This window comes from Stenotrophomonas sp. YIM B06876, assembly GCF_030711595.1.
GTDB lineage: Bacteria > Pseudomonadota > Gammaproteobacteria > Xanthomonadales > Xanthomonadaceae > Stenotrophomonas.
In genome coordinates this window covers 20,153-42,037 of the sequence record NZ_JAUJUJ010000015.1, presented here as the reverse complement: position 1 = coordinate 42,037, position 21,885 = coordinate 20,153, and the positions used below count along the sequence as shown (strand labels likewise).

22 protein-coding genes are annotated in these 21,885 nt (G+C 66.8%); 6 read left to right on the top strand and 16 right to left on the bottom strand.

Going from position 1 to position 21,885, the window contains the following annotated elements:
- Positions 1–23 precede the first annotated feature (23 nt).
- The 10 genes from proB to QZH66_RS08110 form a co-directional block, all read right to left on the bottom strand.
- Positions 24–1,172, bottom strand: coding sequence for a glutamate 5-kinase (gene proB / locus QZH66_RS08155; protein WP_305805456.1), 1,149 nt, complete (start codon positions 1,170–1,172; stop codon positions 24–26).
- A 4-nt stretch (positions 1,173–1,176) separates the two neighbouring features.
- Positions 1,177–1,434 (bottom strand): YciI family protein, encoded by a 258-nt coding sequence (locus tag QZH66_RS08150; RefSeq protein ID WP_305805455.1) that lies wholly within the window; start codon positions 1,432–1,434, stop codon positions 1,177–1,179.
- Between the two features lie 143 nt (positions 1,435–1,577).
- Positions 1,578–2,876 carry an argininosuccinate lyase gene (argH, locus tag QZH66_RS08145; RefSeq protein ID WP_305805454.1) on the bottom strand — a complete coding sequence of 433 codons (1,299 nt, stop codon included), beginning with the start codon at positions 2,874–2,876 and terminating at the stop codon, positions 1,578–1,580.
- Between the two features lie 134 nt (positions 2,877–3,010).
- Complete coding sequence (argC, locus tag QZH66_RS08140) at positions 3,011–3,967, bottom strand: N-acetyl-gamma-glutamyl-phosphate reductase (protein ID WP_305805453.1); 957 nt, start codon at positions 3,965–3,967, stop codon at positions 3,011–3,013.
- A complete protein-coding gene (locus QZH66_RS08135; protein ID WP_305805452.1) occupies positions 3,964–4,563 on the bottom strand; it encodes a GNAT family protein in 600 nt (199 codons plus the stop codon). The genes argC and QZH66_RS08135 overlap by 4 nt, the downstream gene beginning before the upstream one ends.
- A gap of 5 nt (positions 4,564–4,568) precedes the next feature.
- Positions 4,569–5,897 carry an acetylglutamate kinase gene (locus tag QZH66_RS08130; protein ID WP_305805451.1) on the bottom strand — a complete coding sequence of 443 codons (1,329 nt, stop codon included), beginning with the start codon at positions 5,895–5,897 and terminating at the stop codon, positions 4,569–4,571.
- 68 nt (positions 5,898–5,965) lie between these two features.
- Complete coding sequence (locus tag QZH66_RS08125; protein WP_305805450.1) at positions 5,966–7,063, bottom strand: acetylornithine deacetylase; 1,098 nt, start codon at positions 7,061–7,063, stop codon at positions 5,966–5,968.
- Positions 7,064–7,271: 208 nt separating this feature from the next.
- A complete protein-coding gene (locus QZH66_RS08120) occupies positions 7,272–8,465 on the bottom strand; it encodes an argininosuccinate synthase (protein ID WP_305805449.1) in 1,194 nt (397 codons plus the stop codon).
- Between the two features lie 117 nt (positions 8,466–8,582).
- Positions 8,583–9,593: an N-acetylornithine carbamoyltransferase gene (locus tag QZH66_RS08115; RefSeq protein ID WP_305805448.1), complete on the bottom strand. Its 1,011-nt coding sequence runs from the start codon at positions 9,591–9,593 to the stop codon at positions 8,583–8,585.
- A gap of 304 nt (positions 9,594–9,897) precedes the next feature.
- Positions 9,898–10,443, bottom strand: coding sequence for a hypothetical protein (locus QZH66_RS08110; protein WP_305805447.1), 546 nt, complete (start codon positions 10,441–10,443; stop codon positions 9,898–9,900).
- A 162-nt stretch (positions 10,444–10,605) separates the two neighbouring features.
- Here QZH66_RS08110 and cysS point away from each other — a divergent pair, with 162 nt between their 5' ends.
- The 3 genes from cysS (at position 10,606) to QZH66_RS08095 (ending at position 13,829) form a co-directional block, all read left to right on the top strand.
- Complete coding sequence (gene cysS, locus QZH66_RS08105) at positions 10,606–11,973, top strand: cysteine--tRNA ligase (RefSeq protein WP_305805446.1); 1,368 nt, start codon at positions 10,606–10,608, stop codon at positions 11,971–11,973.
- Between the two features lie 186 nt (positions 11,974–12,159).
- Positions 12,160–12,597 (top strand): SufE family protein, encoded by a 438-nt coding sequence (locus tag QZH66_RS08100; protein WP_305805445.1) that lies wholly within the window; start codon positions 12,160–12,162, stop codon positions 12,595–12,597.
- Positions 12,594–13,829: an MFS transporter gene (locus QZH66_RS08095; protein WP_305805444.1), complete on the top strand. Its 1,236-nt coding sequence runs from the start codon at positions 12,594–12,596 to the stop codon at positions 13,827–13,829. The genes QZH66_RS08100 and QZH66_RS08095 overlap by 4 nt, the downstream gene beginning before the upstream one ends.
- Positions 13,830–13,835: 6 nt before the next feature.
- On the opposite strand, the gene QZH66_RS08090 is transcribed toward QZH66_RS08095, so the two are convergent.
- Positions 13,836–14,294, bottom strand: a complete 459-nt coding sequence (locus QZH66_RS08090) for a nucleoside deaminase (RefSeq protein ID WP_305805443.1) — start codon at positions 14,292–14,294, stop codon at positions 13,836–13,838.
- Positions 14,295–14,368: 74 nt separating this feature from the next.
- On the bottom strand, positions 14,369–15,460 hold the full coding sequence (dksA, locus tag QZH66_RS08085) for an RNA polymerase-binding protein DksA (RefSeq protein ID WP_305805442.1): 1,092 nt from the start codon (positions 15,458–15,460) through the stop codon (positions 14,369–14,371).
- Positions 15,461–15,722: 262 nt separating this feature from the next.
- Between dksA and yidD the strand changes: the two genes are divergently transcribed.
- The 3 genes from yidD to QZH66_RS08070 are packed head-to-tail and all read left to right on the top strand — an operon-like array spanning position 15,723 to position 18,185.
- Entirely contained in the window at positions 15,723–15,992 is a 270-nt protein-coding gene (yidD, locus tag QZH66_RS08080) for a membrane protein insertion efficiency factor YidD (protein WP_305805479.1), read from the top strand.
- Position 15,993: 1 nt separating this feature from the next.
- Entirely contained in the window at positions 15,994–17,340 is a 1,347-nt protein-coding gene (locus QZH66_RS08075; protein WP_305805441.1) for a dihydroorotase, read from the top strand.
- Positions 17,340–18,185 (top strand): M23 family metallopeptidase, encoded by an 846-nt coding sequence (locus QZH66_RS08070; RefSeq protein ID WP_305805440.1) that lies wholly within the window; start codon positions 17,340–17,342, stop codon positions 18,183–18,185. The genes QZH66_RS08075 and QZH66_RS08070 overlap by 1 nt, the downstream gene beginning before the upstream one ends.
- Positions 18,186–18,298: 113 nt before the next feature.
- Here the strand turns inward: QZH66_RS08070 and QZH66_RS08065 are convergent, their stop codons facing one another.
- From QZH66_RS08065 to QZH66_RS08050, 4 genes are read right to left on the bottom strand one after another with little or no spacing between them, the layout of a single operon-like run.
- Positions 18,299–19,000 (bottom strand): squalene/phytoene synthase family protein, encoded by a 702-nt coding sequence (locus QZH66_RS08065; protein WP_305805439.1) that lies wholly within the window; start codon positions 18,998–19,000, stop codon positions 18,299–18,301.
- 22 nt (positions 19,001–19,022) lie between these two features.
- On the bottom strand, positions 19,023–19,730 hold the full coding sequence (locus QZH66_RS08060) for a phosphoglycolate phosphatase (RefSeq protein ID WP_305805438.1): 708 nt from the start codon (positions 19,728–19,730) through the stop codon (positions 19,023–19,025).
- The gene (gene ubiG, locus QZH66_RS08055) at positions 19,723–20,460 is read right to left on the bottom strand and encodes a bifunctional 2-polyprenyl-6-hydroxyphenol methylase/3-demethylubiquinol 3-O-methyltransferase UbiG (RefSeq protein ID WP_305805437.1); all 738 of its coding nucleotides are present in this window, start codon (positions 20,458–20,460) and stop codon (positions 19,723–19,725) included. Before ubiG ends, QZH66_RS08060 begins: the two co-directional genes overlap by 8 nt.
- A 54-nt stretch (positions 20,461–20,514) precedes the next feature.
- Complete coding sequence (locus tag QZH66_RS08050) at positions 20,515–21,858, bottom strand: TRZ/ATZ family hydrolase (protein ID WP_305805436.1); 1,344 nt, start codon at positions 21,856–21,858, stop codon at positions 20,515–20,517.
- Positions 21,859–21,885: the final 27 nt, after the last annotated feature.

Genomic DNA, 21,885 nt, shown 5'->3' with positions numbered 1-21,885 from the left:
GCTCCAAGCCCGAAAGAAGAGGTTCACACCAGCACCAGGTCGTCACGATGGACGACGTTGCCGCCATAGTTGTAACCGAGGATCGCCTCGATCTCGCGCGAGTGATGGCGGCAGATGCGGCGGATGTCCAACGCCGAATACTGGCTGACGCCGCGGGCCACACAGCGCTCTCCGGCGTCATCACGCACACGCACTTCCACCATGTCGCCGCGGCGGAAGTCGCCTTCTGCAGCAGTCACACCACCGGGCAACAGCGAGGCACCCTGCTGCTGCAACGCACGCGCGGCACCGGCATCGATCACGATCGCCCCGGTTTCCACCGGCGCGTGCCGCAACCAGTATTTGCGCGCGGCAACCCGTGTCTGCCCGGCGTGCAGGCGGGTGCCGCGCAGCCGCCCCTGGGCCAGCCCACGCACCACGTCGCCATTGCGGCCATTGAACAGATAGGTGTCGATGCCGGCCTTGCCGGCCTTGGCCGCGGCCTGCAGCTTGGTCTGCATGCCGCCGGTACCCAGCGCGCTCCCGCTGCCACCGGCCATGGCCATGACCTCGGGCGTCAGCTGCAGCACCTGGTCGAGCGCTCGCGCATCGGGGTTGCCGCGTGGATCGGCCGTGTACAGGCCATCGATATCGGTGGCGATGAACAGCGCATCGGCATCGACCAGCGCCGCCACGATCGCGGCCAGGTTGTCGTTGTCGCCCAGCTTCAACTCGTCTACCGAGACCGTGTCGTTCTCGTTGACCACCGGCAATGCGCCCAATGCCAGCAACTCGTTGAGGGTGGCGCGGGCGTTGAGATAACGCCGGCGGTTGCGCAGATCGTCATGGGTCAGCAGCACCTGCGCCACCGGGCGCTCGAAGAAGCGTTGCCACAAGGCGATCAGCTGCGCCTGGCCCAAGGCGGCCAGCGCCTGGCGGGCGGCAATCGCCGCACCGGCTTCGAATGCCTTGGGCACGATCGCCCGCCCGGCCGCAACCGCGCCGGATGAGACGATCACCACTTCGCGCCCGGCCAGCAGATTGGCCGACACGAACTGCGCCAGCCCCAGCGCGAAGCGGGGCGTCAGGCCGCCACCATCGGCGGCCAGCAGACTGCTGCCGACCTTCAACACCGCACGCCGCCACGGCGGCAGCGACTGCTCGGTGAACCGTGATGCGGGAAGCTCGGTCATGGGCTCAGCGCGTGTTCCATTCGTGGATGGTCAGCTCGGAGCTGTCGTGGATCGCCAGCGGATCAGTGGCGACGATGGCCGTGGCCTCGGCGAGGTCCGCGATGTTTTCGAGAACATAGGCGCCGCCGCTGCCATCGCTGAAACCGCCGGTCAGGTGCAGCTTCCCCTGCTCGCGCAGGAAGTCGAGAAACGCCTTGTGCGGCGCGACCACCGCCACGTCGAACGAGGGCTTGCGCATGGCCAGTACCAGATACCGTTTCATTCCCTGCCCTTGATTTCCCTGTAATTTGCGATGTGCAGCAGTCAGGCTTTCAAGGCGGATCATCGCGACTTGCACCTGAAAAGGGTGCAAGCGCTCCTGCAAAGCCGATTCGCCGCTCCTGCAGCACGGTTGCGCCGTTGCCGTTATACGGACAAGGCCTGCCAGCGCCTGTTCAACACGTCGAGCTGCAGGTCGGCCGCGGCACCGGGCGAAACGCGCGCGGCCAGGCTGCCTTCCGGCGTACGCCCCTGCCCTGCGCTCGCGGAGGCTTCAGCCGCCGCCTTGTAGGCGTCGCGGAACGGGACTCCGGCCACCGCCGCTTCCACCGCGACGTCGGTGGCATACATGCCCGAGTCGATCGCCGCGCGCAGCCTGTCTTCACGCCATTCCAGGTTGGCCAGCAACGCCGGCAGCAGTTCCAGCGCCGCCAGTCCGCGGCCGAAGCCGTGGAAGATCGCGCCCTTGCTGCTCTGCAGATCGCGATGGTAGCCGGACGGCAGCGACAGCAGCTGCTCGATCTCGGTGCGCGCCGCCGCCACGCTGGCGTGGGTGGCGCGCATCAGCTCGATCACGTCGGGATTGCGCTTGTTCGGCATGATCGAGCTGCCGGTGGTGTACTGCGCCGGCAACGCGACAAAGGCGAACTCGCCGCTGGTGAACAGTGACAGGTCCCAGGCGAGGCGGCGCAGGTCCAGGGTGGCACCGCCCAACGCTTCGAGCGCGGCCATCTCGAACTTGCCGCGCGACAGCTGCGCGTAGATCGGGCTCACCTGCATCCGCGCAAAGCCCAGCGCGGCGGTGGTGTGGGCGCGATCCAGCGGCAGGTTGACGCCATAGCCGGCGGCGGTGCCGAGCGGATTGGCGTCAACCAGTTTGCGGGTATCGACGGCGCGGATCGCGTTGTCGATGAAGGCCTCGGCCCAGCCGGCCCACCACATGCCCGCCGAGGACACCACGGCGCGCTGGATATGGGTGTAGCCCGGTACCGGCAGGTCCTTTTCAGCCTGCGCGCGATCCAGCGCAACCCGCGCAATCCCGCGGCTGAGTTCGGCCACGCGGGTGAGCCTGTCCTTCAACCACAGCCGGGTGGCGACCAGGATCTGGTCATTGCGGCTGCGCCCGGTGTGGATCTTGCGGCCGGCATCGCCGAGGCGGTCGGTCAGGCGTGCCTCGATCGCCGAATGGCAATCCTCGTACTGCTCGTCGAGCACGAACGCACCGCTGCGGAAGTCGTCGGCCAGCACCGACAGCTCGCGCTTCAGTCCGGCCAGTTCGTCGGCCGAAAGGATGCCGATGTGCTGCAGGCCTTCGGCATGCGCGGTGCTGGCGGCGATGTCGTACAGGAAAAATTCGCGATCCAGGATCACGTCATCGCCGGCCAGGAAAGTCTGGATCTTCGCGTCCACCGCGACGCCGGGTTTTTGCCAGAGCAGGTTGGTCATGGGGTTCTCTCTAAAGCAATCAGGAGCGTGGCAGAGGCGTTGCAGGAGCGACGCTTGCACCTTCTTCAGGTGCAAGTCGCGATGCTCACCGGTAAAGCCGCATCGCGATTTGCGTTGTTCCTGCATGCCGGGGATCAATGCGGGATGGCGGTCAGCTCATCAAGGCCAAGGGCGAGATTCAGGTTCTGCAACGCCTGGGTGGCAGCGCCCTTGAGCAGGTTGTCGAGGGTGGCCACCACCACCACGCGCTTGTTGCCCGGCGCCAGGGTGAAGCCACCGATCTGCACGCCGTGGGTGCCGGCAATCCGGCTGACCCACGGCGCCTCGTCGACCACCTCGACCAGCGCCTCGCCGGCATAGCGCTGCTGGTACAGCGCCATCACTTCCTCGCGCTTGAGCGGCTGCTGCAACCACAGATTGACGGTCATGGTGATACCGCGGAAATGCGGCGCCACGTGCGGCATGAATTCCACCGGCACGCCCAGCCGCACCGCTACCTCGCGTTCGTGCACATGGTCGGTCAGTGCGTACGGCATCAGGTTGTCGCGCAGCTTGTCCGGATCGTTCTTGTCCGACGGCGTGGTGCCGGCGCCGGAATAGCCGGATACCCCGAAGCACTGCGGCGGCCCGGCCAGCTGGCCCAGCAGCGGGGTGATCGCCAGCTGCATCGCGGTGGCATAGCAGCCCGGATTGCTGATGCGCTTCTGCCCGGCATAACGCTGCCGGGTCAGTTCGGGCAGGCCGTAATACCAGCTGTTGTCGAAACGGTAATCGGCGGAAAGATCGACGATCACCGTGTCCGGCCTTGCCGCATCCAGCGCGCTCACATACGGGCCGGCCTTGCCGTTGGGCAGCGCCAGGATCACCGCATCGGCGCCCTTGGCGGCCACGGCCCCGGCATCGAGGTTCTCATAACGCAGTTCGCCCTGATAAGCGTCGCTGTGTTCGGCCACGCGCTGGCCGGCCAGTTCGCGCGAGGACACGAACGCCAGCTCGATCCGCGGATGGGCGGCGATCAGGCGGATCAGTTCGGCGCCGGTATGGCCGCGGGCACCGACGATGCCGACGGTGAAGGTCTTGGAAGTGCTCATGCGTGGGCGTCCAGGCGGTGCTGCAGGTGATGTTTAACGCCCCGCCATTCCGCGTCGATGATGGAAAAGATGACGGTGTCGCGCGGCGTGCCATCCGGATGGCGCTTGTGGTTGCGCAGCACGCCGTCCTGCTTGGCCCCCAGCCGCGCGATCGCCGCGCGCGAGGCGAAGTTGAACCAGCTGGTCTCGAACCCCACGCTCAGACACTGCAGCCGTTCAAACGCATGGGTGAGCAGCATCAGCTTGGTTTCGGTGTTGATGCCGGTGCGCTGCGCGGCCTGGCCATACCAGGTGTAGCCGATACTGAGCCGGGGCACATCGGTATCCAGGTTGTAGTAACGGGTGGTGCCGACCACCTCGCCGTCGGCATTGAGCACCGCGAACGGCAGCATCCTGCCCTCGGCCTGCCCTTGCAGCGCGGCCTGGACGTACGCGGTCATCGTCTTTGCTGTCGGCACCTGGGTGTACCAGAGCCGGGACAGCGCCCCGTCGCCCAACGCTCCCCGCAGGCCCTCGATATGCGCCATCTGCAGCGGCTCGATCCGCGCATGCCTTCCATCCAGCGTAGGCACCTTGGTCCAGTCAGCGAGATTCATGTGGCTCAGCCCTCCAGGCTCGGGGCGCGCGCGGCGCAGTGCTCTACGTAGGTGCGGATCCGCTCGAAACCGTCAGCGCCAAACCAGAACACCTTCCAGTTGCCCTGCTTGTAGCAGCCGTCGGATTCGGCGTAGTAGAAATGGTTGACCGGGTTGCCGTTGCGCGAGCGCCAGAACAGCTGCGGGGTTTCTTCCCGCATCACATTCCACACCGCGCGCCCCAGCCCCTCGCCCTGCGCGTCATCGAGCACCGCGAATTTGTCCAGATACACGCCTTCGGCCTCGTCGGTGAGGATCACCGCGGCGCGGTAGTGCTCGCTGACATAGGCACGCAGCAACCGGGTCTTTTCAAAGTAGTCCGGCACCAGCGTACGGCCGAAGCTGGACTCGATCAGCGCCTTCAGCCGCGGCAGGTCCAGCTGGTCCCACGCTGTCGCCTTGAGCACCTTCTCGCCGCGGCGCACCAGCGTACCCGAGCCCTTGTGGGTGAACAGCTCCTTGGCCAGGTCCGCCGGACGGGTGATCGACACCGAGGACTCTTCCGGCAGCCGGTCCAGCAGACTCTTGATCTGCTCGATCTTGACCCGCATGCCGCCGTGGATCCACGGCTGCGCCATCAGCTGCTCGTATTCGGTGGACAGGTTGATCGAGTCGATCACCGTACCTTCGGCATCGAGCAGACCGCCGGTACCGGTGAGGAAGATGATCTTGTACGGCTGCAGCTCCTGCACCAGCTCGTTGGCGGCGAAGTCGGCATTGATGTTGAGGATCTGCCCGCTCGGCGTTTCACCCAGACTGGTGATCACCGGAATCGAGCCGGCCTTCAGGCTGGCCTCGATCGGCGCCAGGTTCACCGCCTTGACCTCGCCGACCAGGCCGTAGATGTCACGGTCCAGATATTCGGCCTCGAATACCCCGCCGGTGATCGAGGTGGCACGCGCGCCGTTCTGCTGCAACGCCTCGACCAGCTTCAGGTTGGAGGCCTGGAATACCCGGCGCACGATCGCCAGCGCTTCGGGCGAGGTCACCCGCAGGCCGTCGATGGTGTGCTTCTCGATGCCGGCGGCCGACAGCTCGGCATCCAGCTGCGGACCGGCGCCATGCAGCACGATCGGGGTCAGGCCAACCTCCTGCAGGAACGACAGCGAGGAGGTCAGCGCCTCCAGATCGTCGCGCAGCACCGCCCCACCGACCTTGACCACGGCAAAGCGCTTGGCGTCCAGCTGCGAGAACCGTTTCAGGTACTGGCTGATCTCCTTGGCGCTGGCCATGCTCGAAAGCAGGCGCACGATGGTCTGGCGGGTTTGGCGATGGGGTTGCATGGCAGGGGACATTTCTTGCTTCTTCGATGCGACCGCGGTCGCGGGGGGAAAACCGGTGGCGTGCCACCGGGTCACATGTTTCAGGCACCGCGCTGCAGGATCCGCAGCACCGACCCGGCATAGCGCTGCAGCTGGTCCAGCGTCACGAACTCGTCGGCGGTGTGGGCCTGGGCGATATCGCCGGGGCCGTAGACCATCGTGGTGTAGCCGCCGGCCGAGAACAGCGAGGCCTCGGTCCAGAAATCCACCGCATTGCCGATCGGCAGGCCCAGCTCGTCGGCGATGTCGCGGGCGGCCAGACGGCGTTCTTCGGCGCGGGCGATGTCACCGGACGGCAGGCTCGGGCCGCGGAAGGTTTCCTCAAAGTGCGCGGCCGCCGGCTCGGCGAAACCGGCGAACGTGCCCAGCAGCGCATCGATATCCATCGACGGCAACGGCCGGAAACCGAAGCGCAACTCGGCTTCGGGCGCGATCATGTTGGCCTTGATCCCCCCTTCCACGCGGCCGATGTTGAAACGCAGCCCGGTCAGGCCACCGAAGCGCGCATGCGCCAGCGACTCGACATGGTCCAAGGCCTTGCCGCCCCAGCGCATGGCCTGGTGCAGCGCGCTGGCTGACGGATCCTGCCTGCCGGAGGCGTGTCCGGCGCGGCCGGCGAACTTCATCAGCACCGAGCTGATGCCGCGATGCGCGAGCACCGCCTCACTCATGGTCGGCTCGGCGACGATCACCGCTTCGTACGGAATCCCGCGCGCAAGGAAGGCGGCGATACACCGCGGATCGTTGGCTTCCTCGTCACTGGAAAACAGGAACGCCGCGTCGCCATCGGTGAGGTTGGCCGCGGCCACCAGCGCGGCGGCGGCGCCCTTGATATCGCACACGCCCAAGCCGATCACGCGGCCCTCGGTACGCCGCATCAGGTGCGGGTCGGCACTCCAGTGCGGCGAATCCGGCACGGTGTCCAGATGCACATTGAACAGGTACTTGGGCGTGCCACGCACCGCATAGAAGCTGACCGCACCGGCGCCGTGGTCGATCACCTCGACGTTGAAGCCCGGCAGGTTCGCGCGCAGGTAATCGAAGATGCCACCGGTGGTGATCGCCCGCGGCGGATTGCGGGTATCGAACGCCACCAGCGCTTCAAGGTGCTGCAGGGTGGATTCAAGCAAGGTTGTCATGGTGGGCAGCTACAGGTCATCTGGTCGGTGATCGGAGACATCCCTTCTCCCGCGTGCGGGGGAAGGGGCCCGAAGGGCGGATGGGGGGCTTCTGCTTTGCTGGTTTTGCGTTCGGGGCAGGACCAACAGCACGGGCAAAGCGCCCCTCACCCCAACCCCTCTCCCGCAAGCGGGAGCGGGGCTTTGAGCGTCAGGCTTCGAGCGGCGCTCAGCGGTTGACCTGCGCGTACAGCGTCGAACTCATGCCGAACAGCTTGATGAAGCCCTCGGCTTCCTCCACCCCCCAGTCGGCCGACTGCGCGTAGGTTGCGCCCTTGGCATTGAGCAGGTGCGCGGAGCTCACCGCCACCGCATCGACGCGGCCACCGCGGGTTTCCAGCGTCACTTCGCCGTTGACCTTGGCCTGCGAGGACTTCAGGAAGGCTTCGATATCGGCCTTCAGCGGGTCGTGGTAGAAGCCTTCGTACACCAGCTCCACCCACTTGCGCGCCACGTCCGGCTTGAAACGGTTCTGCTGTTTGGTCAGCACCGCGTCTTCCAGCGCCCGGTGCGCGACCAGCAGCGACACCAGCCCCGGCGCTTCGAACACGATGCGGCCCTTCAGGCCGATCACGGTGTCGCCGGTATACACGCCGCGACCGACGCCGTACGAGGCGAACATGGTGTTGAGCCGGGCCAGGATCTGCTCGCCCGGCATCGGCTTGCCATCCAGCGCCACCGCTTCGCCTTCAACGAAGGTCAGCTTCACCGTCAACGGTTCGATCGGCCACGCGCTGCGCGGGGCGCACCAGCCGCGGGCACCCTCGCCCGGTGCTTCCCAGCGGTCGATCTCGCCACCGGACATGGTCAGGCCCAGCAGGTTCTCGTTGATGGTGTAGGCCTGCTGTTTGGCACGCACGCCGAAGCCGCGCTCTTCCAGGTACTTCTGCTCGTAGGCACGGGTCTGGGTGTGCTCTTTCTGGATCTCGCGGATCGGCGCGACGATCTGGTAGTCGCCCAACGCCTTCACCGCCAGGTCGAAGCGGACCTGGTCGTTGCCCATGCCGGTGCAGCCGTGGGCGATGATGTTGGTGCCCAGCTCGGCAGCGCGCTTGAGCGCGGCATCGACGATCAGGTAACGGTCCGACACCAGCAGCGGGTACTGCCCCTGGTAGCCCTCGCCGGCCCATACGAACGGCTTGACGAAGCCTTCCCAGATCGCCGGGCCGCCATCGACGGTGACGTGACTGGTCACGCCCAGCTCGGCGGCGCGCTTTTCGATGAAATCGCGCTCTTCATCATCCACGCCGCCGGTGTCGGCGAACACGGTGTGCACGTTGTAGCCGCGTTCCTGCAGATACGGCACGCAGAAGCTGGTGTCGAGGCCGCCGGAAAAGGCGAGGACGATGTCTTTGTTGCTCATGGGGGTCAGGTCCAAATTGGAATGCGGTTTTTGTAGAGCCGGGCTATGCCCGGCTGGAACGCGTGGTGTGCTGGCGGGAAGAGCAGCCGGGTACCCGTCGGCTCTGTACCGATGTTGTTACCGGCCGACCAGCGCCGACATGATCGCCTTCTGCACGTGCAGCCGGTTCTCGGCTTCGTTGATGGCGATGCACTGCGGCGAATCCATCACCGCGTCGGTGGCCTTGACGTTGCGGCGCAGCGGCAGGCAGTGGCTGAACACGCCATTGTTGGTCAGTGCCATCTTGGCCTCGTCCACGATGAAGTGCCTGTACTGGTCGCGGATCGGCTTTTCCGGCTCCCAGTTGCCGAAGAACGGCAACGCGCCCCAGCTCTTGGCGTAGACCACGTCGGCGCCGGCATAGGCGCTGGCGATGTCATGGCTGACCTGCAGCGAACCGCCGCTCTCGGCGACGTTTTTCTCCGCCCAGCCCATGTAACGCTCGTCGAGGATGTAATCGGCGGTCGGGCACAGCAAGGTCACGTCCATGCCCATGCGCGTGGCGATCGTCAGCGCCGAGTTGGCCACCGCGGTGTTGAGCGGCTTGGGGTGATAGGTCCAGGTCAGCACGTACTTCTTGCCACGCAGGTCCTGGCTGCCGAAGTGTTCCTGCAGCGCCATCACATGCGCCAGCTCCTGGCACGGATGGGTGATGGTCTCCATGTTGATCACCGGTACCGGCGAATACCTGGCGAAGCTCTTGAGCACTTCGTCTTCGCGGTCCTTGGTCCAGTCGATGAACTTCGGGAAGGCGCGCACGCCGATCAGATCGACATAGCGGCCCAGCACCTTGGCCACTTCGGCGATGTGCTCTTCGGTATCGCCGTCCATCACCGTGCCGAGGTTGAACTCGATCGGCCACGCATCCTTGCCCGGCTGCAGCACGATGGCGTGGCCGCCCAGCTGGAACGCACCCAGCTCGAAACTGGTGCGGGTACGCATGGAAGGGTTGAAGAACACCAGCGCGATCGAGCGGCCCTTGAGCTCTTCGCCCAGCTTGTTCTGCTTGAACAGCGCGGCCTGGGTCAGCAACGCGTCCAGTTCATCGCGACGCCAGTCCTGGGTGTTCAGGAAGTGCTTCAGAGACATCGGTCCATCCTTTGCTGTGGTGGGGTTCGCCGTGGGGCGGGCAATGCGCGGACGCGCGATTCATTACGCTTGAAACTTTTCATCATCCGGAAACGAAAAAACCCAGCCTGGGCTGGGTTTTCCGAACAGACAGCACGAAGCTCCGGTCACCCAGCGAGAATGTGGGGTTCCGGTCGACGGGCACGCGAAGTCATGCCGGAGGCCATCCGGGCGGCGCTGGTGCCAAGCTGTGAGCTGTTCGATTTCATCGCTGCGGATGGTCGCACGCACGCCCCGCGCACGCAAGCGGGAAGAAACACGCGGATCATGGCGACACACCTGCGGAGTCGTCGGTTTCGGCCAGATGCGGGGTGATCGAGACCCGCAGTTTCAGCCGGTTGCCCGGATCTTCCGGCAACCGCGAGCGGTATTTGGTGCCCTTGTAGACGTAATCCACGTCATAGGCGATCGGGCGGCGGAACTCGCGGCCGACTTCCACAATCCGGCATTCGGGCGTCAGCAACGCGGCATTGCCCGAATGCGCCACCGCCACCGGACCGTCTTCGGCCTGGTCACGACTTTTGAAAATACCCTTGACCGAATCCATGAAGCGACTGAACCGGCCCTTCTCCTCTTCGGCAATCACCTGCACCGGCGCCAGCGTGCGGGTGGACACCGGCTCGCAGTGCTCCTCGGTGCGCGAGGCCCGCAACGTCTGGAAGACCGGCTCGACATTGAGCACCTGCGCGTAGTCGTAGCGGATGTTCTCGACCACCACCACGCGGTTGCGCAGATCGACCTCCTGGGCGCCAACGGGCACGGTGGCCGCGGCAAACAGGCAGACTATCGACAACAGAGATGCTGGATTCATCAACACAAGGCAATCGAAGACAAGACAATGGCCGCTAGTGTAGGCACCGGAGCCCACGGAGGGCTGAACACTACCCTTCCAGAGGCCGCCTGCCCAGCCCGGAGGTGCCCGACGGCAGGTGGACCGGTAGAATCGGCGCATCCGTTCTTCCCCCAGACCGACATGACCCTGCGCCTGCACAACAATCTGACGCGGCAGCTGGAGCCGTTTGCTCCGCTCGACCCCGCCTGCCCCACCCTGTATGTGTGCGGCCCCACGGTCTACAACTACGTGCATATCGGCAATGCCCGCGGCCCGGTGGTGTTCGGGGTGCTGGCCAACCTGTTGCGCCGCCGTTTCGGCGCGCTGCGCTATGCCCGCAACATCACCGACGTCGACGACAAGATCAATACGGCCGCGCGTGAACAGAACGTGCCGATCGCCACGATCACCGACCGCTTCGCCGCCGCCTACCGCGAAGACATGGCTGCCTTGGGCGTGGCGCCCCCGGATATCGAGCCGGAAGCCACCGCCCATATCCCGCAGATCATCACCATGATCGGGCAGCTCATCGAAAGCGGCCACGCCTACGCCGCCGAGGGCCACGTGCTGTTCGCGGTGGCCAGCTTCAAGGACTACGGCAAGCTCTCGCGCCGCGACCCGGACGAAATGCTGGCCGGCGCCCGCGTCGACGTGGCCCCGTACAAGCGTGATCCCGGTGATTTCGTGCTGTGGAAGCCCTCCAGCGACGACCTGCCCGGCTGGGAATCGCCGTGGGGGCGCGGCCGCCCGGGCTGGCACATCGAGTGCTCGGCGATGGCCGCCGCGCACCTGGGCCCGACCATCGACATCCACGCCGGCGGTGTGGACCTGCAGTTCCCGCACCACGAGAACGAGATCGCGCAGAGCGAATGCGCCCACGGCGGCCAGACCTTCGCCCGCTTCTGGCTGCACAACGGCATGCTCAACTTCGGCGGCGCCAAGATGAGCAAGTCCATCGGCAACATCGAGCGCGTGCACGACCTGGTGCGCAAGCACCCGCCCGAGGCGCTGCGCTACGCGCTGCTGTCGGCCCATTACCGGCAGCCGCTGGACTGGTCCGATGCGCTGATCGAGCAGTCGGTGCGCACGCTGGACCGGCTGTACGGCACGCTGCGGGACCTGGTGGAAATCGACGCGACCGCGATGATTCCGGCCACGGTGGAAGCCGCGCTGGATGACGATCTCAATACGCCGCAAGCGCTGGCCGAAGTGGCCCGCATTGCCGGCGAAGCGCGCAAGGCCGCAACTGCCGCCGACAAGGCGCGACTGAAAGGCGAGCTGCTCGGTGCCGGGCTCGCGCTGGGGCTGCTGCAACAGGCGCCGGCCGACTGGTTCGGACGGGGCGCAGAAGGCGGCGATGACGCCCGCATCCAGGGCCTGATCGATGAGCGCATCGCGGCCAAGCAGGCGCGCGACTTCGCCCGTGCCGACGCCATCCGCGACCAGCTGGCCGCCGAAGGCGTTGTGCTGGAGGACACCCCGCAGGGCGTACGCTGGAAGCGCGGCTGAGGCTGGGGCCGCTTTTCCCAGCTCACATGGTGCACAGGCCTGGCGGCCTGCACCGCGCAGCAGCCCCGAAGCGGCGCACCGCAATTTGCCAGAGGCCCATGGCGCATCGCGCCGGATGCGGGGCAGACCTTGCCCCTCTTCACAATCCTTCTCCCGGCGGGAGCAGGGCTTACACAGGATCCTGAAATGACCGACACCCCGTTCCCGCTCGAAGCCACCGCCGCCGAGGCCCAGGCCGCCATCGCCGAGGAATTCGCATTCTTCAGTGACTGGTCCGAGCGCTACCAGTACCTGATCGACCTCGGCCGCAAGCTGCCGCCGTTCCGCGACGACTGGAAAACGGAAGAGCACCGTCTGCATGGCTGCCAGTCGATGGTGTGGATCGTGCCGGAGGGCAATGCCGACAGACTGGGCTTCCATGCCATCAGTGATTCGGCCATCGTCTCGGGCCTGATCTATCTGGCGCTGCGGGTGTATTCGGGGCGGCCGGCGCGCGAAATCCTCGCTACCGAGCCCGATTACGTCGCCGCAATCGGGTTGGCCAAGCACCTGTCACCGACCCGCAGCAACGGTCTGGCGGCGATGCTGGCCTTCATCCGCGATACCGCACAAGCGCAGCAGTGAGTCGCGTCCACGGCAGCGCCCCACTGCTGGCCCAACCCGGCTTCTCCCGGCTGCTGCTGTATCGCATCGCCGCGATGCTGTCCTACCAGATCGTGGCAATCACGGTCGGCTGGCATATCTACGAGATCACCCGCAATCCGTTCTCGCTGGGCCTGATCGGCCTGGCGGAAGTGGTGCCCTATTTCGCGGTGGCGCCGTTCGCCGGCTATCTGGTCGACCACCTGCCCCGCCGCAAGCTGGGCATGGCCGCCTGTTCCGGCCTGGTCGTCACCGCGGCGGTGCTGGCGGCGGTGGCAGTGGGTGGACTGCCGTTCAAGGGCGTCTGGCCGATCTATCTGGCCATCGCCCTGACCGGCATGGTCCGCGCATTTCTTTCGCCGATCTACAACGCGCTGTTCGCCCGCGTCCTCGCCCGCGAGCAGTTTGCCCGTGGCGCCGGCCTCGGCAGCGTGGTGTTCCAGACCGGCATGGTGGTGGGCCCGGCGCTGGGCGGGCTGCTGGTGGGCGTGGGCGGCAAAGGCATGGCCTATGCGGTGGCGGCGATGATGGCTGTAGTCGCGCTGCTGGCATTGGCCACGCTGCGGGTCGAAGAAGCCGCCGCCCCGGTCGTGCGCGCGCCGATTTTCGCCAGCATCGCCGAAGGCGCCCGCTTCGTGCTGTCCAACCAGATCATGCTCGGGGCGATGGCGCTGGACATGTTCTCGGTGCTGCTGGGCGGCGTGGTGGCGATGCTGCCGGCCTTCATCCAGGAAATCCTGCACTACGGTCCCGAAGGGCTGGGCATCCTGCGCGCGACGCCGGCGCTGGGCTCGGTCGGTGTCAGCCTGTGGCTGGCACGACGGCCGCTGCAACGCCACGCCGGCCGCGTGCTGCTGTTTGCCGTGGCCGGATTCGGGATGTGCGTGATCGCCTTCGGCCTGTCGCAGCATTTCTGGCTGTCGGCTGTGATCCTGCTGTTCTACGGCGCCTTCGACGGGGTGTCGGTGGTGGTGCGCTCAACCATCCTGCAACTGGCCACCCCGGACGAGATGCGCGGCAGGGTGTCCTCGATCAACGGCATTTTCATCAGCTCGTCCAACGAACTGGGCGCGTTCTACGCCGGCAGCATGGCGCGCCTGCTCGGACTGGTGCCGGCGGTGGTCATCGGCGGCTGCGCGGTGCTCGGGGTTGCCGGAGTCACCGCATGGAAAGCGCCGCAACTGCGGCGCCTGAACCTGCGCGATCTGCACTGACCCGCCTCAACGGCCGGCGTCGGCCCATTGCGCATACAACCCGGCTTCGCCCGATGGCCGCAACTGCCGCAAGCCGGAGCCGGCGGCCGCAGGTCCGGCGGCAAGCCGGGCGTAGACGGCGTCGGTTGACAGCCCATAAGGCTGCGCATCCTCGTTGGAGTAGGCAAACCATGCCTGCCCGATACCACTGAGGTACATCGCCGCCAGGCACATCGGGCACGGATGGCCACTGGCATAGATCACGCAGCCCTCCAGGCGCGGGCTCCGCAGATGCGCGCTGGCCTGGCGGATCGCCCGCAATTCCGCGTGATCGGTGGGATCGTGGCTGAGATGCAGGGTGTTGGTACCGGTGGCGATCACCACGCCATCCTTCACCAGCACCGCGCCGAACGGGCGCCCACTTTCAACAACATTGCGTCGCGCCAGCTCGATCGCCTGGCGCATGAAGCCTTCATGGTCCGACATGGTTTGCGCTCCAAAACAGGGAAACCCCGCCGAAGCGGGGTTCCCGGTAAAACATGCGGTGACAGCAGCCGGGCTCAGTCGCCCTGCTGCTTCTGCAGATGTTCCCAACGCTCCTGCGCATCGATCGTGCGTTCGGCGGTGAGGCGAGCCTCCAGCCGATCCAGCCCGATCTCTTCGCCGCTGTCCACGCAGTAGCCGTAATCGCCGGCATCCAGACGCTTGAGCGTGCTGTCGATCTTGCCGATCAGCTTGCGGTAACGGTCACGGGTACGCAGTTCCAGCGAATTTTCGGTTTCGCGGGTGGCGCGCTCGGCCTCGTCGCCGATATCACGCACTTCATCACGCAGATTCTCGATGGTCTGCTTCGACTCCTCGACCAGATCGGCGCGCCAATCCTGCAGTTGCTGGCGGAAATACTCCTGCTGCAGCGGACTCATGTACTCCTCATCCGCGGACGGCTTGTAGCCGGCAGGCAGGATCGGCCGACCGGTGAGTTCGTCGGTCTTGTACTCCACCACTTTGTACTTGGTGCGCGGGGCCGGGGCGGCCGAGCGCGCGGCCACCGCTACGGCGACCTTGCCGACCGGACGGACGGCCTTGGGAGCGGCGGAAGGCTTGACGACGGTTTTAGCGTTAGATTTCGAAACAGGCACGGGATTCTTGAGTTGCGGGGTCTTGGACGCCGATTTCGGTGTGGCGGCGACCGGCTTGGGAGCCGGAGGTGCGACCGGTGTGGCGGCCTTGACCGGGACAGACTTGGCCGGCGCCGGCTTGGAGGCCGGTTTCGGTGCGGACTTGACGACGGGTTTGGGCGGAGACGGCTTGGCGGCCTTGGCAACCGCCGGCTTGGCGACGGCCTTCTTGGCGACCGGCTTGGGCGCCACCTTGACCCCCTTCTTGACGACCGCGGCGGCTTTCTTCGCTGCCGGCTTGGCAACGGGTGCGGCGGCCTTTTTCACGATCTTCTTGATGGCCGGCGCCGCCTTCTTGGCAGCCACCTTCTTTGCAGGTGCCTTCTTGGCAACCGGTTGTTTGGCCACCGGCTTCTTCGCCACCTTGGCGACCGGCTTCTTGGCAACGGATGTCGCCGCGGCCTTCTTCACAACAGGCTTGGCGATTTTCTTGGCGGCCGGAACGGCCTTGTTTGCAGTTTTTTTAGCAGCCACGAAAAGCTCTTCCTTGGTTCCCCCGGGGCCCGGGAAAGCGGGCCTTTATAGCCTACCCGACCAGCAGCAGCAACCACGTCGACCACACCTCCATGAACGGAGGTCGCGTCTGCGTGGAAACGGGCCGCGGGTGTTGCCGGACCGTTTCGCGCAGTTCGGAACGTAACCAGGCACTCGCTGCACCCGGCCGGCGCGGACAAAGCTGTTCAGCTTCGTTCGCGGCCGTCCGGGCATCGTGCGCCAAACACTGCCGCAATGACAACTGGCTTATGATTCAGCGGTGATCGGCCGCCTCCTCATTGCCACGCTGCGTTTCTATAAACGCTTCATCAGCCCGTTGCTGGGGCCGCGCTGCCGCTTCGTGCCCAGCTGCTCCGAATATGCGATGCAGGCCATTGCCGGCCATGGCCCGCTGCGCGGCAGCTGGCTGGCCGCGCGCCGCCTTGCACGCTGCCATCCCTTGCATCCCGGCGGATTCGACCCGGTGCCCGATGCCGATCCTCCCCCTTCCCGCTGCACAGGAAACCACTGACATGTCCTCTACCGTTATCGTCAATGCCCGACTGGTCAACGAAGGCCGGCAATTCGATGCCGACCTGCGGATCGAGGAGGGGCGCATCGCGCGCATCGCGGCGCAGATTTCGCCCGGGCCCGGCGACCAGGTAGTGGACGCGGCCGGTCGCTGGCTGCTGCCCGGCATGATCGATGACCAGGTCCATTTCCGCGAACCGGGCCTGACCCACAAGGGCGATATCGCCAGCGAATCGGCCGCGGCCGTGGCCGGTGGCCTGACCAGTTTCATGGACATGCCCAACACCAATCCGCCCACGCTCGACGCGCAGGCGCTGCAGGCCAAGTACGACGCCGCCGCCGGCCGCGCCCGTGCCAATTACGGCTTCTACATGGGCGCCAGCAACGACAATCTGCAGCATATCCAGACGCTGGACCCGAAGACCGCACCGGGCATCAAGGTGTTCATGGGCGCCTCCACCGGCAACATGCTGGTGGACAACCCGCAGACGCTGGATGCGATCTTCCGCGATGCGCCGACACCGATCATCACCCACTGCGAAGACACGCCGATGATCGACGCCAACATGAAGGCGTTCGTGGAGAAATACGGCGACGCGCTCGGCCCCGAGCATCATCCGGATATCCGCTCGCGCCAGGCCTGCCTGAAGTCCTCGCAGCTGGCGGTATCGCTGGCAAAGAAGCACGGCACCCGCCTGCACGTGCTGCACATCTCCACTGCCGACGAACTGGCCCTGTTCGAGCGCGGCCCGCTGATCCGGGCCGACGGCAGCCGCAAGCAGATCACCGCGGAAACCTGCATCCATTTCCTGCGGTTCGATCGCGGCGATTACGCGCGACTGGGCAACCTGATCAAGTGCAACCCGGCGATCAAGGATGCCAGTGACCGCGAGGCGCTGACCCGCGCCCTGGTCGAGGACGTGATCGATGTGCTCGCCACCGACCATGCCCCGCACACCTGGGAAGAGAAACAGAAGCCGTATGCGCAGGCGCCGTCCGGGCTGCCGCTGGTGCAGTACGCGCTGGTCGCCGCACTGGAGCTGGTGCACGAAGGCAAGATCGAGATTGCCCAGATCGTGCAGAAGTTCGCCCATGCCCCGGCGCAGCTGTTCGATGTCAGCCAGCGTGGCTTCCTGCGCGAGGGTTACTGGGCCGATCTGGTGCTGGTCGAGGATGTGCCCTTCACGGTCCAGCGCGAAGACGTGCTGTCCAAGTGCGGCTGGTCGCCGTTTGAGGGCGCCACCTTCCGCTCGCGCATCGCCTCGACCTGGGTCAACGGCGAGCTGGCGTGGGACGGCCAGGCACTGGTTGGCGCGCCGAATGGCAAGCGCATGAGCTTCGATCGCTGATGCGGGCGGCGTTGCTGGGCCTGGGCCTGCTGGCGGCGGGCGGCGCAGGCGTGACTGCCCTGCTGCCCTCGCCCGCGCTCGCCCAGGCCGACAGCCGGGTGGTGTTTCCCGCCAGCGCCTCGCAGGGTGCGATGGTGATCGGCAAGGTCCCCGCCGGCAGCACGGTGCAGTACGCCGGCCGCACCTTGCGGGTGAGCGGTTATGGCAGCGTGGTGTTTGGCATCGGCCGTGACGAGAAGGGCCCGCTGCAGCTCCAGGTGCGACGCCCGGACGGCGGCAGCGAAGCGGTCAGCATCGCGGTGACCCCGCGCGACTGGCCGACCGAACGCGTCAACGGGGTGCCGCCGAAGACGGTCAACCCGCCGCCGGCGATCGCCGAACGGATCCAGCGCGAACAGGCGCAGGTCACCGCTGCCCGCGCCCGGGACGACAACCGCACCGGCTTTGCCCAACCCTTCATCTGGCCGGTGCAGGGCCGCATCAGCGGCCGCTTCGGCAATGCGCGGATCTACAACGGCCAGCCGGGGTCGGGCCATTCGGGCATGGATATCGCCGCACCGACCGGCACGCCGGTCAAGGCGCCGGCGGCCGGCGTGGTCACCTTCGCCGGCCCGGATCTGTACCTGACCGGCGGCACCGTGCTGCTGGATCACGGCTTTGGCATCAGCTCCAACTTCCTGCACCTGTCGCGGATCGACGTCAAAGTCGGCGACCAGATCGAACAGGGCCAGGTGATCGCCGCGGTCGGCGCAACGGGACGGGCCACCGGGCCGCACCTGCATTGGGGGATGAACTGGTTTGATACCCGCATCGACCCGCTGCTGGTGCTCGAACGCGGCAAGTAAAAGTCCGGGCATTCATCGAGCGCCGCACGGAAGCCCAGGATTTCCGTCGAAAATCCAACGGGCACCCGGCAACGCCTGACCATCGCCGCTGGGCGCGACGTAGGAACTCTTGCTCAGCCGCGGCCGGCCCACCAGCAACGCCACAGCACCCCGATGGGTTTGGGCGCATAGGCCTGACCGCGCACCTTGGCCTGCTGCCGTGAACGCGCGAGCGCGGACCACATGCGGCGCGGGCGCGGCCCGGCAACGCGGGCCGGCCACTGCGACAGCAATTCCCGGCCCCACTGCCGCACCGACACGGATGGTTCGGGCGCCTGCAACGAATGCGGGACTGCCGCGCTGTCGAGGTCCTGCAGCCGCTGCGCCAGCGTCTGGGTCAACACCGCCGCAGCCGCGTCACCGCGGGCGTGCCCGCCGAACATCGCCTGTTCCACAGCGGCTACGGCGTTCGCATATGCCGCCAACGACTGCCGCGCCTGTTGCGGATCCGCGTTGGCCGCGCGCGCCTGGACCAGGTGCGGCAGCACCTGTGCCAGCTCGGCCCACGGCGCCCGCACCGGTTCCAGCAGACGGCCCAGCGGATGCTTGGAACGCTGGGCCGACCACCCGCGCAGCTCCTCGCCCCACCACGCCAGTTTGGCGTCGGACGGCATCGGGTCGCCGCTGGTATTGAGGATGTCGTCAAACTCCTGCAGCAGCGCGAACCAGGCCACCACCCGCTCGCGCTCGGCTGCGGGAATGAAGCCCTCCACCTGCGACCACTCCGGCCAACGGGTGCGCCATTTATCGAGAAAACTGTCCAGCGCGCTGCTCACGGCGGCTCCTTGCAAAATGGATTCAGGCAGCGGGCGCACCGATGCGCGGCCAGCCACACGGGTGTTGCAGTTGCGCGGGCTCGGCCACCATGCGGTCGGCCTGCCAGCAGTGCGGATCGTCATGCGCCACACGGTATCCCCACAGCGCCGCCACCGACGGCATGCCGGCCGCACGCGCGGCGAGGATGTCGCGCTCATCGTCACCGACGTAGGCGCATTGCGCGGGCGCAAAACCCATCCGCTGCGACGCCACGAGCAATGGCAACGGATGCGGTTTGCGCTCGGCCAGGGTATCGCCACCGACCAGCACCGCACAGCGCTGCTCCCAGCCCAGCTGCGGCAGGATCAGCCGCGCCAGATACTCGGGCTTGTTGGTGACGATGCCCCAGCGGCTGCCGGCCTGCTCCAGCGCCAGCAGCATGTCGGCGATGCCATCGAACAGCACCGCGTGGCGGCCGATCAGCGCTTCGTAGCCGTCCAGGAACTCGGGCACCAGCGCACTGCACGCGCCTTCGTCCAGTTCGGGAAACGCCACCGCCAGCATCGCCCGCGAACCCTTGGATACCACTGGCCGCAGCTGTGCCAACGTCAGCGGTGCGCGACTGCGGGCAGCGCGCATGGCATTGGCGGTGGCCAGCATATCCGGCGCGCTGTCGAGCAAGGTGCCATCAAGGTCGAACAATACCGCCGGCGGAAACGCCGCGGCCGCAGGGCGGGACACCTCACTCACCGCCCGCGGTCTCCGGCTTGCGCGCGTGGGCGAGGTAATTGATGTCGGTCCGCGAGCTCAGCCGCGCCCGGTTGCGCCACGGCTCGTAGGCCATGCCGCTGACATCGCACAACTGCAGGCCGGCCTCGCGCACCCATGCACCCAGTTCGGCCGGCTTGATGAAATCCTGGTAGTGGTGCGTGCCCTTGGGCAGCAGCCGCGCCACGTATTCGGCGCCCACCACCGCCACCGCGAACGCGGCCGCGGTGCGATTGATGGTGGACAGGAACAGCTGTCCGCCCGGCTTCAGCAGCGTGGCGCAGGCGCGCACGATGGAACCGGGATCGGGCACGTGCTCGAGCATTTCCATGCAGGTCACCACGTCGAACGCGCCCGGCTGTTCGGCGGCCAGATCCTCGGCGGCCTGCACCCGATAGTCGACCTGCACCCCCGACTCCAGGCCATGCAGACGCGCCACCTTGACCAGCTCCGGCGCCAGGTCGATCGCGGTCACCTGCGCGCCCTCTTTGGCCAGTGCCTCGCTGAGCAGGCCGCCGCCGCAGCCGATATCGAGCACCCGCGCGCCGCGCAACGGCGCCCGCCCAGCCACGTAGTCCAGCCGCACCGGATTGAGCGCGTGCAGCGGCTTCTGCGGGCCGTCAACGTCCCACCAGCGGTTGGCCAGGGCGGCAAACTTGTCCAGCTCGGCCTGGTCGTAATTGGAAGAAACAGTGTCGCGGGGGGCAGTCATATCGTTGTCATTCCGGTTGGGGACGGCGCTTGCGCGACGCCCCGGACAGTGGCATCAGGCACGCACGTGGCGGATGCGCTCACGCCACTGGCGGGCATTGGCCACCAGCGCGGCCGTATCCATGTCGACCAGCTCGCGCTGGACCAGCCTGGGCTGGCCGGCGATCCACACATCGCTGACCTGGTGGCGGCCGGCGGCATACACCAGTTGCGACAGCACATGATGCAGCGGCTGGGTTTCCAGCGCCGACAGATCGACACAGACCAGATCGGCCTGCTTGCCGACCTCGATCGAGCCGATCCGGTCGCCGAAGCCCAACGCGCGCGCGCCGCCCAGCGTGGCCGCGCGCAGCGTGGTCGCCGCATCCAGCGCAGTGGCGTCATCGGCCACCGCCTTGGCCAGAATCGCCGCGGTGCGGTTTTCACTGAACATGTCCAGGTCGTTGTTGGAGGCGCAGCCATCGGTGCCGATGGCCAGGTTCACCCCGGCACGCACCAGCGCGCAGGCCGGGCAGAAACCCGACGCCAGCTTGAGGTTGGATTCGGGGCAATGCACCACGTGCACGCCACGGTCGGCGCACAGCTGGATCTCCGCCCCGGTCAGCTGGGTCATGTGCACCGCGATCAGGCGCTCGTTGACCAGCCCCAGCCGGTCCAGCCGCGCCAGCGGGCGCTGGCCGTGCAGCTTGATCGAATCGGCCACTTCCTGTGCGGTTTCGTGGGTATGCAGGTGCACCTGCATGTCGAGCTGGTCGGACAGCATCCGCACCCGCTCGAAATTGGCGTCATTGACCGTGTACGGCGCATGCGGTGCGAACGCGGTGCCGATCAGCGGATCGCCGCGCCACCGGTCGTGCAGCTCGCCGGCGCGGGCGAAGTACTCGTCGTCACTCCTGGCCCAGGCGGTCGGGAAATCGATGATCACCGCGCCCACCAGCGCACGGAAGCCATGCTGCTTGTAGACGGCGGCCTGGACGTCGGAGAAGAAGTAGTTCTCGTTGGCGCAGGTGGTGCCGCCGCGCAGCATCTCGGCAATGGCCAGCCGGGTTCCGTCGGCGACGAACTCCGGCCCGATCACCGCCGCTTCCACCGGCCAGATGTGCTGCTGCAGCCACACCATCAGCGGCAGGTCGTCAGCCACGCCACGCAGCAGCGTCATCGGATTGTGCGTATGCGCGTTGACCAGGCCCGGCATCAGCGCCGCATCGGGGCGCGAGACGACCTGCGTCGCCGCAAACCGGGCGCGCGCCTCGGCTGTGGGCAGGATCGCGATGATTTCACTGCCGCGGATGGCCACCGCGTGGTCTTCCAGCACCACCGCGTGCGGCTCGATCGGAACCACGTAACCGGCCTCGATCAACAGGTCACAGGATTCGGGAATGCACTGGTTGTCGCTCATGCGGACTCACTTGCAAGGACGCCATCG

Coding starts and splice junctions, on each gene's coding strand:
- proB (WP_305805456.1), bottom strand. CDS start 1,172: ATGACCGAGCTTCCCGCATCACGGTTCACCGAGCAGTCGCTGCCGCCG.
- QZH66_RS08150 (WP_305805455.1), bottom strand. CDS start 1,434: ATGAAACGGTATCTGGTACTGGCCATGCGCAAGCCCTCGTTCGACGTG.
- argH (WP_305805454.1), bottom strand. CDS start 2,876: ATGACCAACCTGCTCTGGCAAAAACCCGGCGTCGCGGTGGACGCGAAG.
- argC (WP_305805453.1), bottom strand. CDS start 3,967: ATGAGCACTTCCAAGACCTTCACCGTCGGCATCGTCGGTGCCCGCGGC.
- QZH66_RS08135 (WP_305805452.1), bottom strand. CDS start 4,563: ATGAATCTCGCTGACTGGACCAAGGTGCCTACGCTGGATGGAAGGCAT.
- QZH66_RS08130 (WP_305805451.1), bottom strand. CDS start 5,897: ATGTCCCCTGCCATGCAACCCCATCGCCAAACCCGCCAGACCATCGTG.
- QZH66_RS08125 (WP_305805450.1), bottom strand. CDS start 7,063: ATGACAACCTTGCTTGAATCCACCCTGCAGCACCTTGAAGCGCTGGTG.
- QZH66_RS08120 (WP_305805449.1), bottom strand. CDS start 8,465: ATGAGCAACAAAGACATCGTCCTCGCCTTTTCCGGCGGCCTCGACACC.
- QZH66_RS08115 (WP_305805448.1), bottom strand. CDS start 9,593: ATGTCTCTGAAGCACTTCCTGAACACCCAGGACTGGCGTCGCGATGAA.
- QZH66_RS08110 (WP_305805447.1), bottom strand. CDS start 10,443: ATGAATCCAGCATCTCTGTTGTCGATAGTCTGCCTGTTTGCCGCGGCC.
- cysS (WP_305805446.1), top strand. CDS start 10,606: ATGACCCTGCGCCTGCACAACAATCTGACGCGGCAGCTGGAGCCGTTT.
- QZH66_RS08100 (WP_305805445.1), top strand. CDS start 12,160: ATGACCGACACCCCGTTCCCGCTCGAAGCCACCGCCGCCGAGGCCCAG.
- QZH66_RS08090 (WP_305805443.1), bottom strand. CDS start 14,294: ATGTCGGACCATGAAGGCTTCATGCGCCAGGCGATCGAGCTGGCGCGA.
- QZH66_RS08075 (WP_305805441.1), top strand. CDS start 15,994: ATGTCCTCTACCGTTATCGTCAATGCCCGACTGGTCAACGAAGGCCGG.
- QZH66_RS08070 (WP_305805440.1), top strand. CDS start 17,340: ATGCGGGCGGCGTTGCTGGGCCTGGGCCTGCTGGCGGCGGGCGGCGCA.
- ubiG (WP_305805437.1), bottom strand. CDS start 20,460: ATGACTGCCCCCCGCGACACTGTTTCTTCCAATTACGACCAGGCCGAG.
- QZH66_RS08050 (WP_305805436.1), bottom strand. CDS start 21,858: ATGAGCGACAACCAGTGCATTCCCGAATCCTGTGACCTGTTGATCGAG.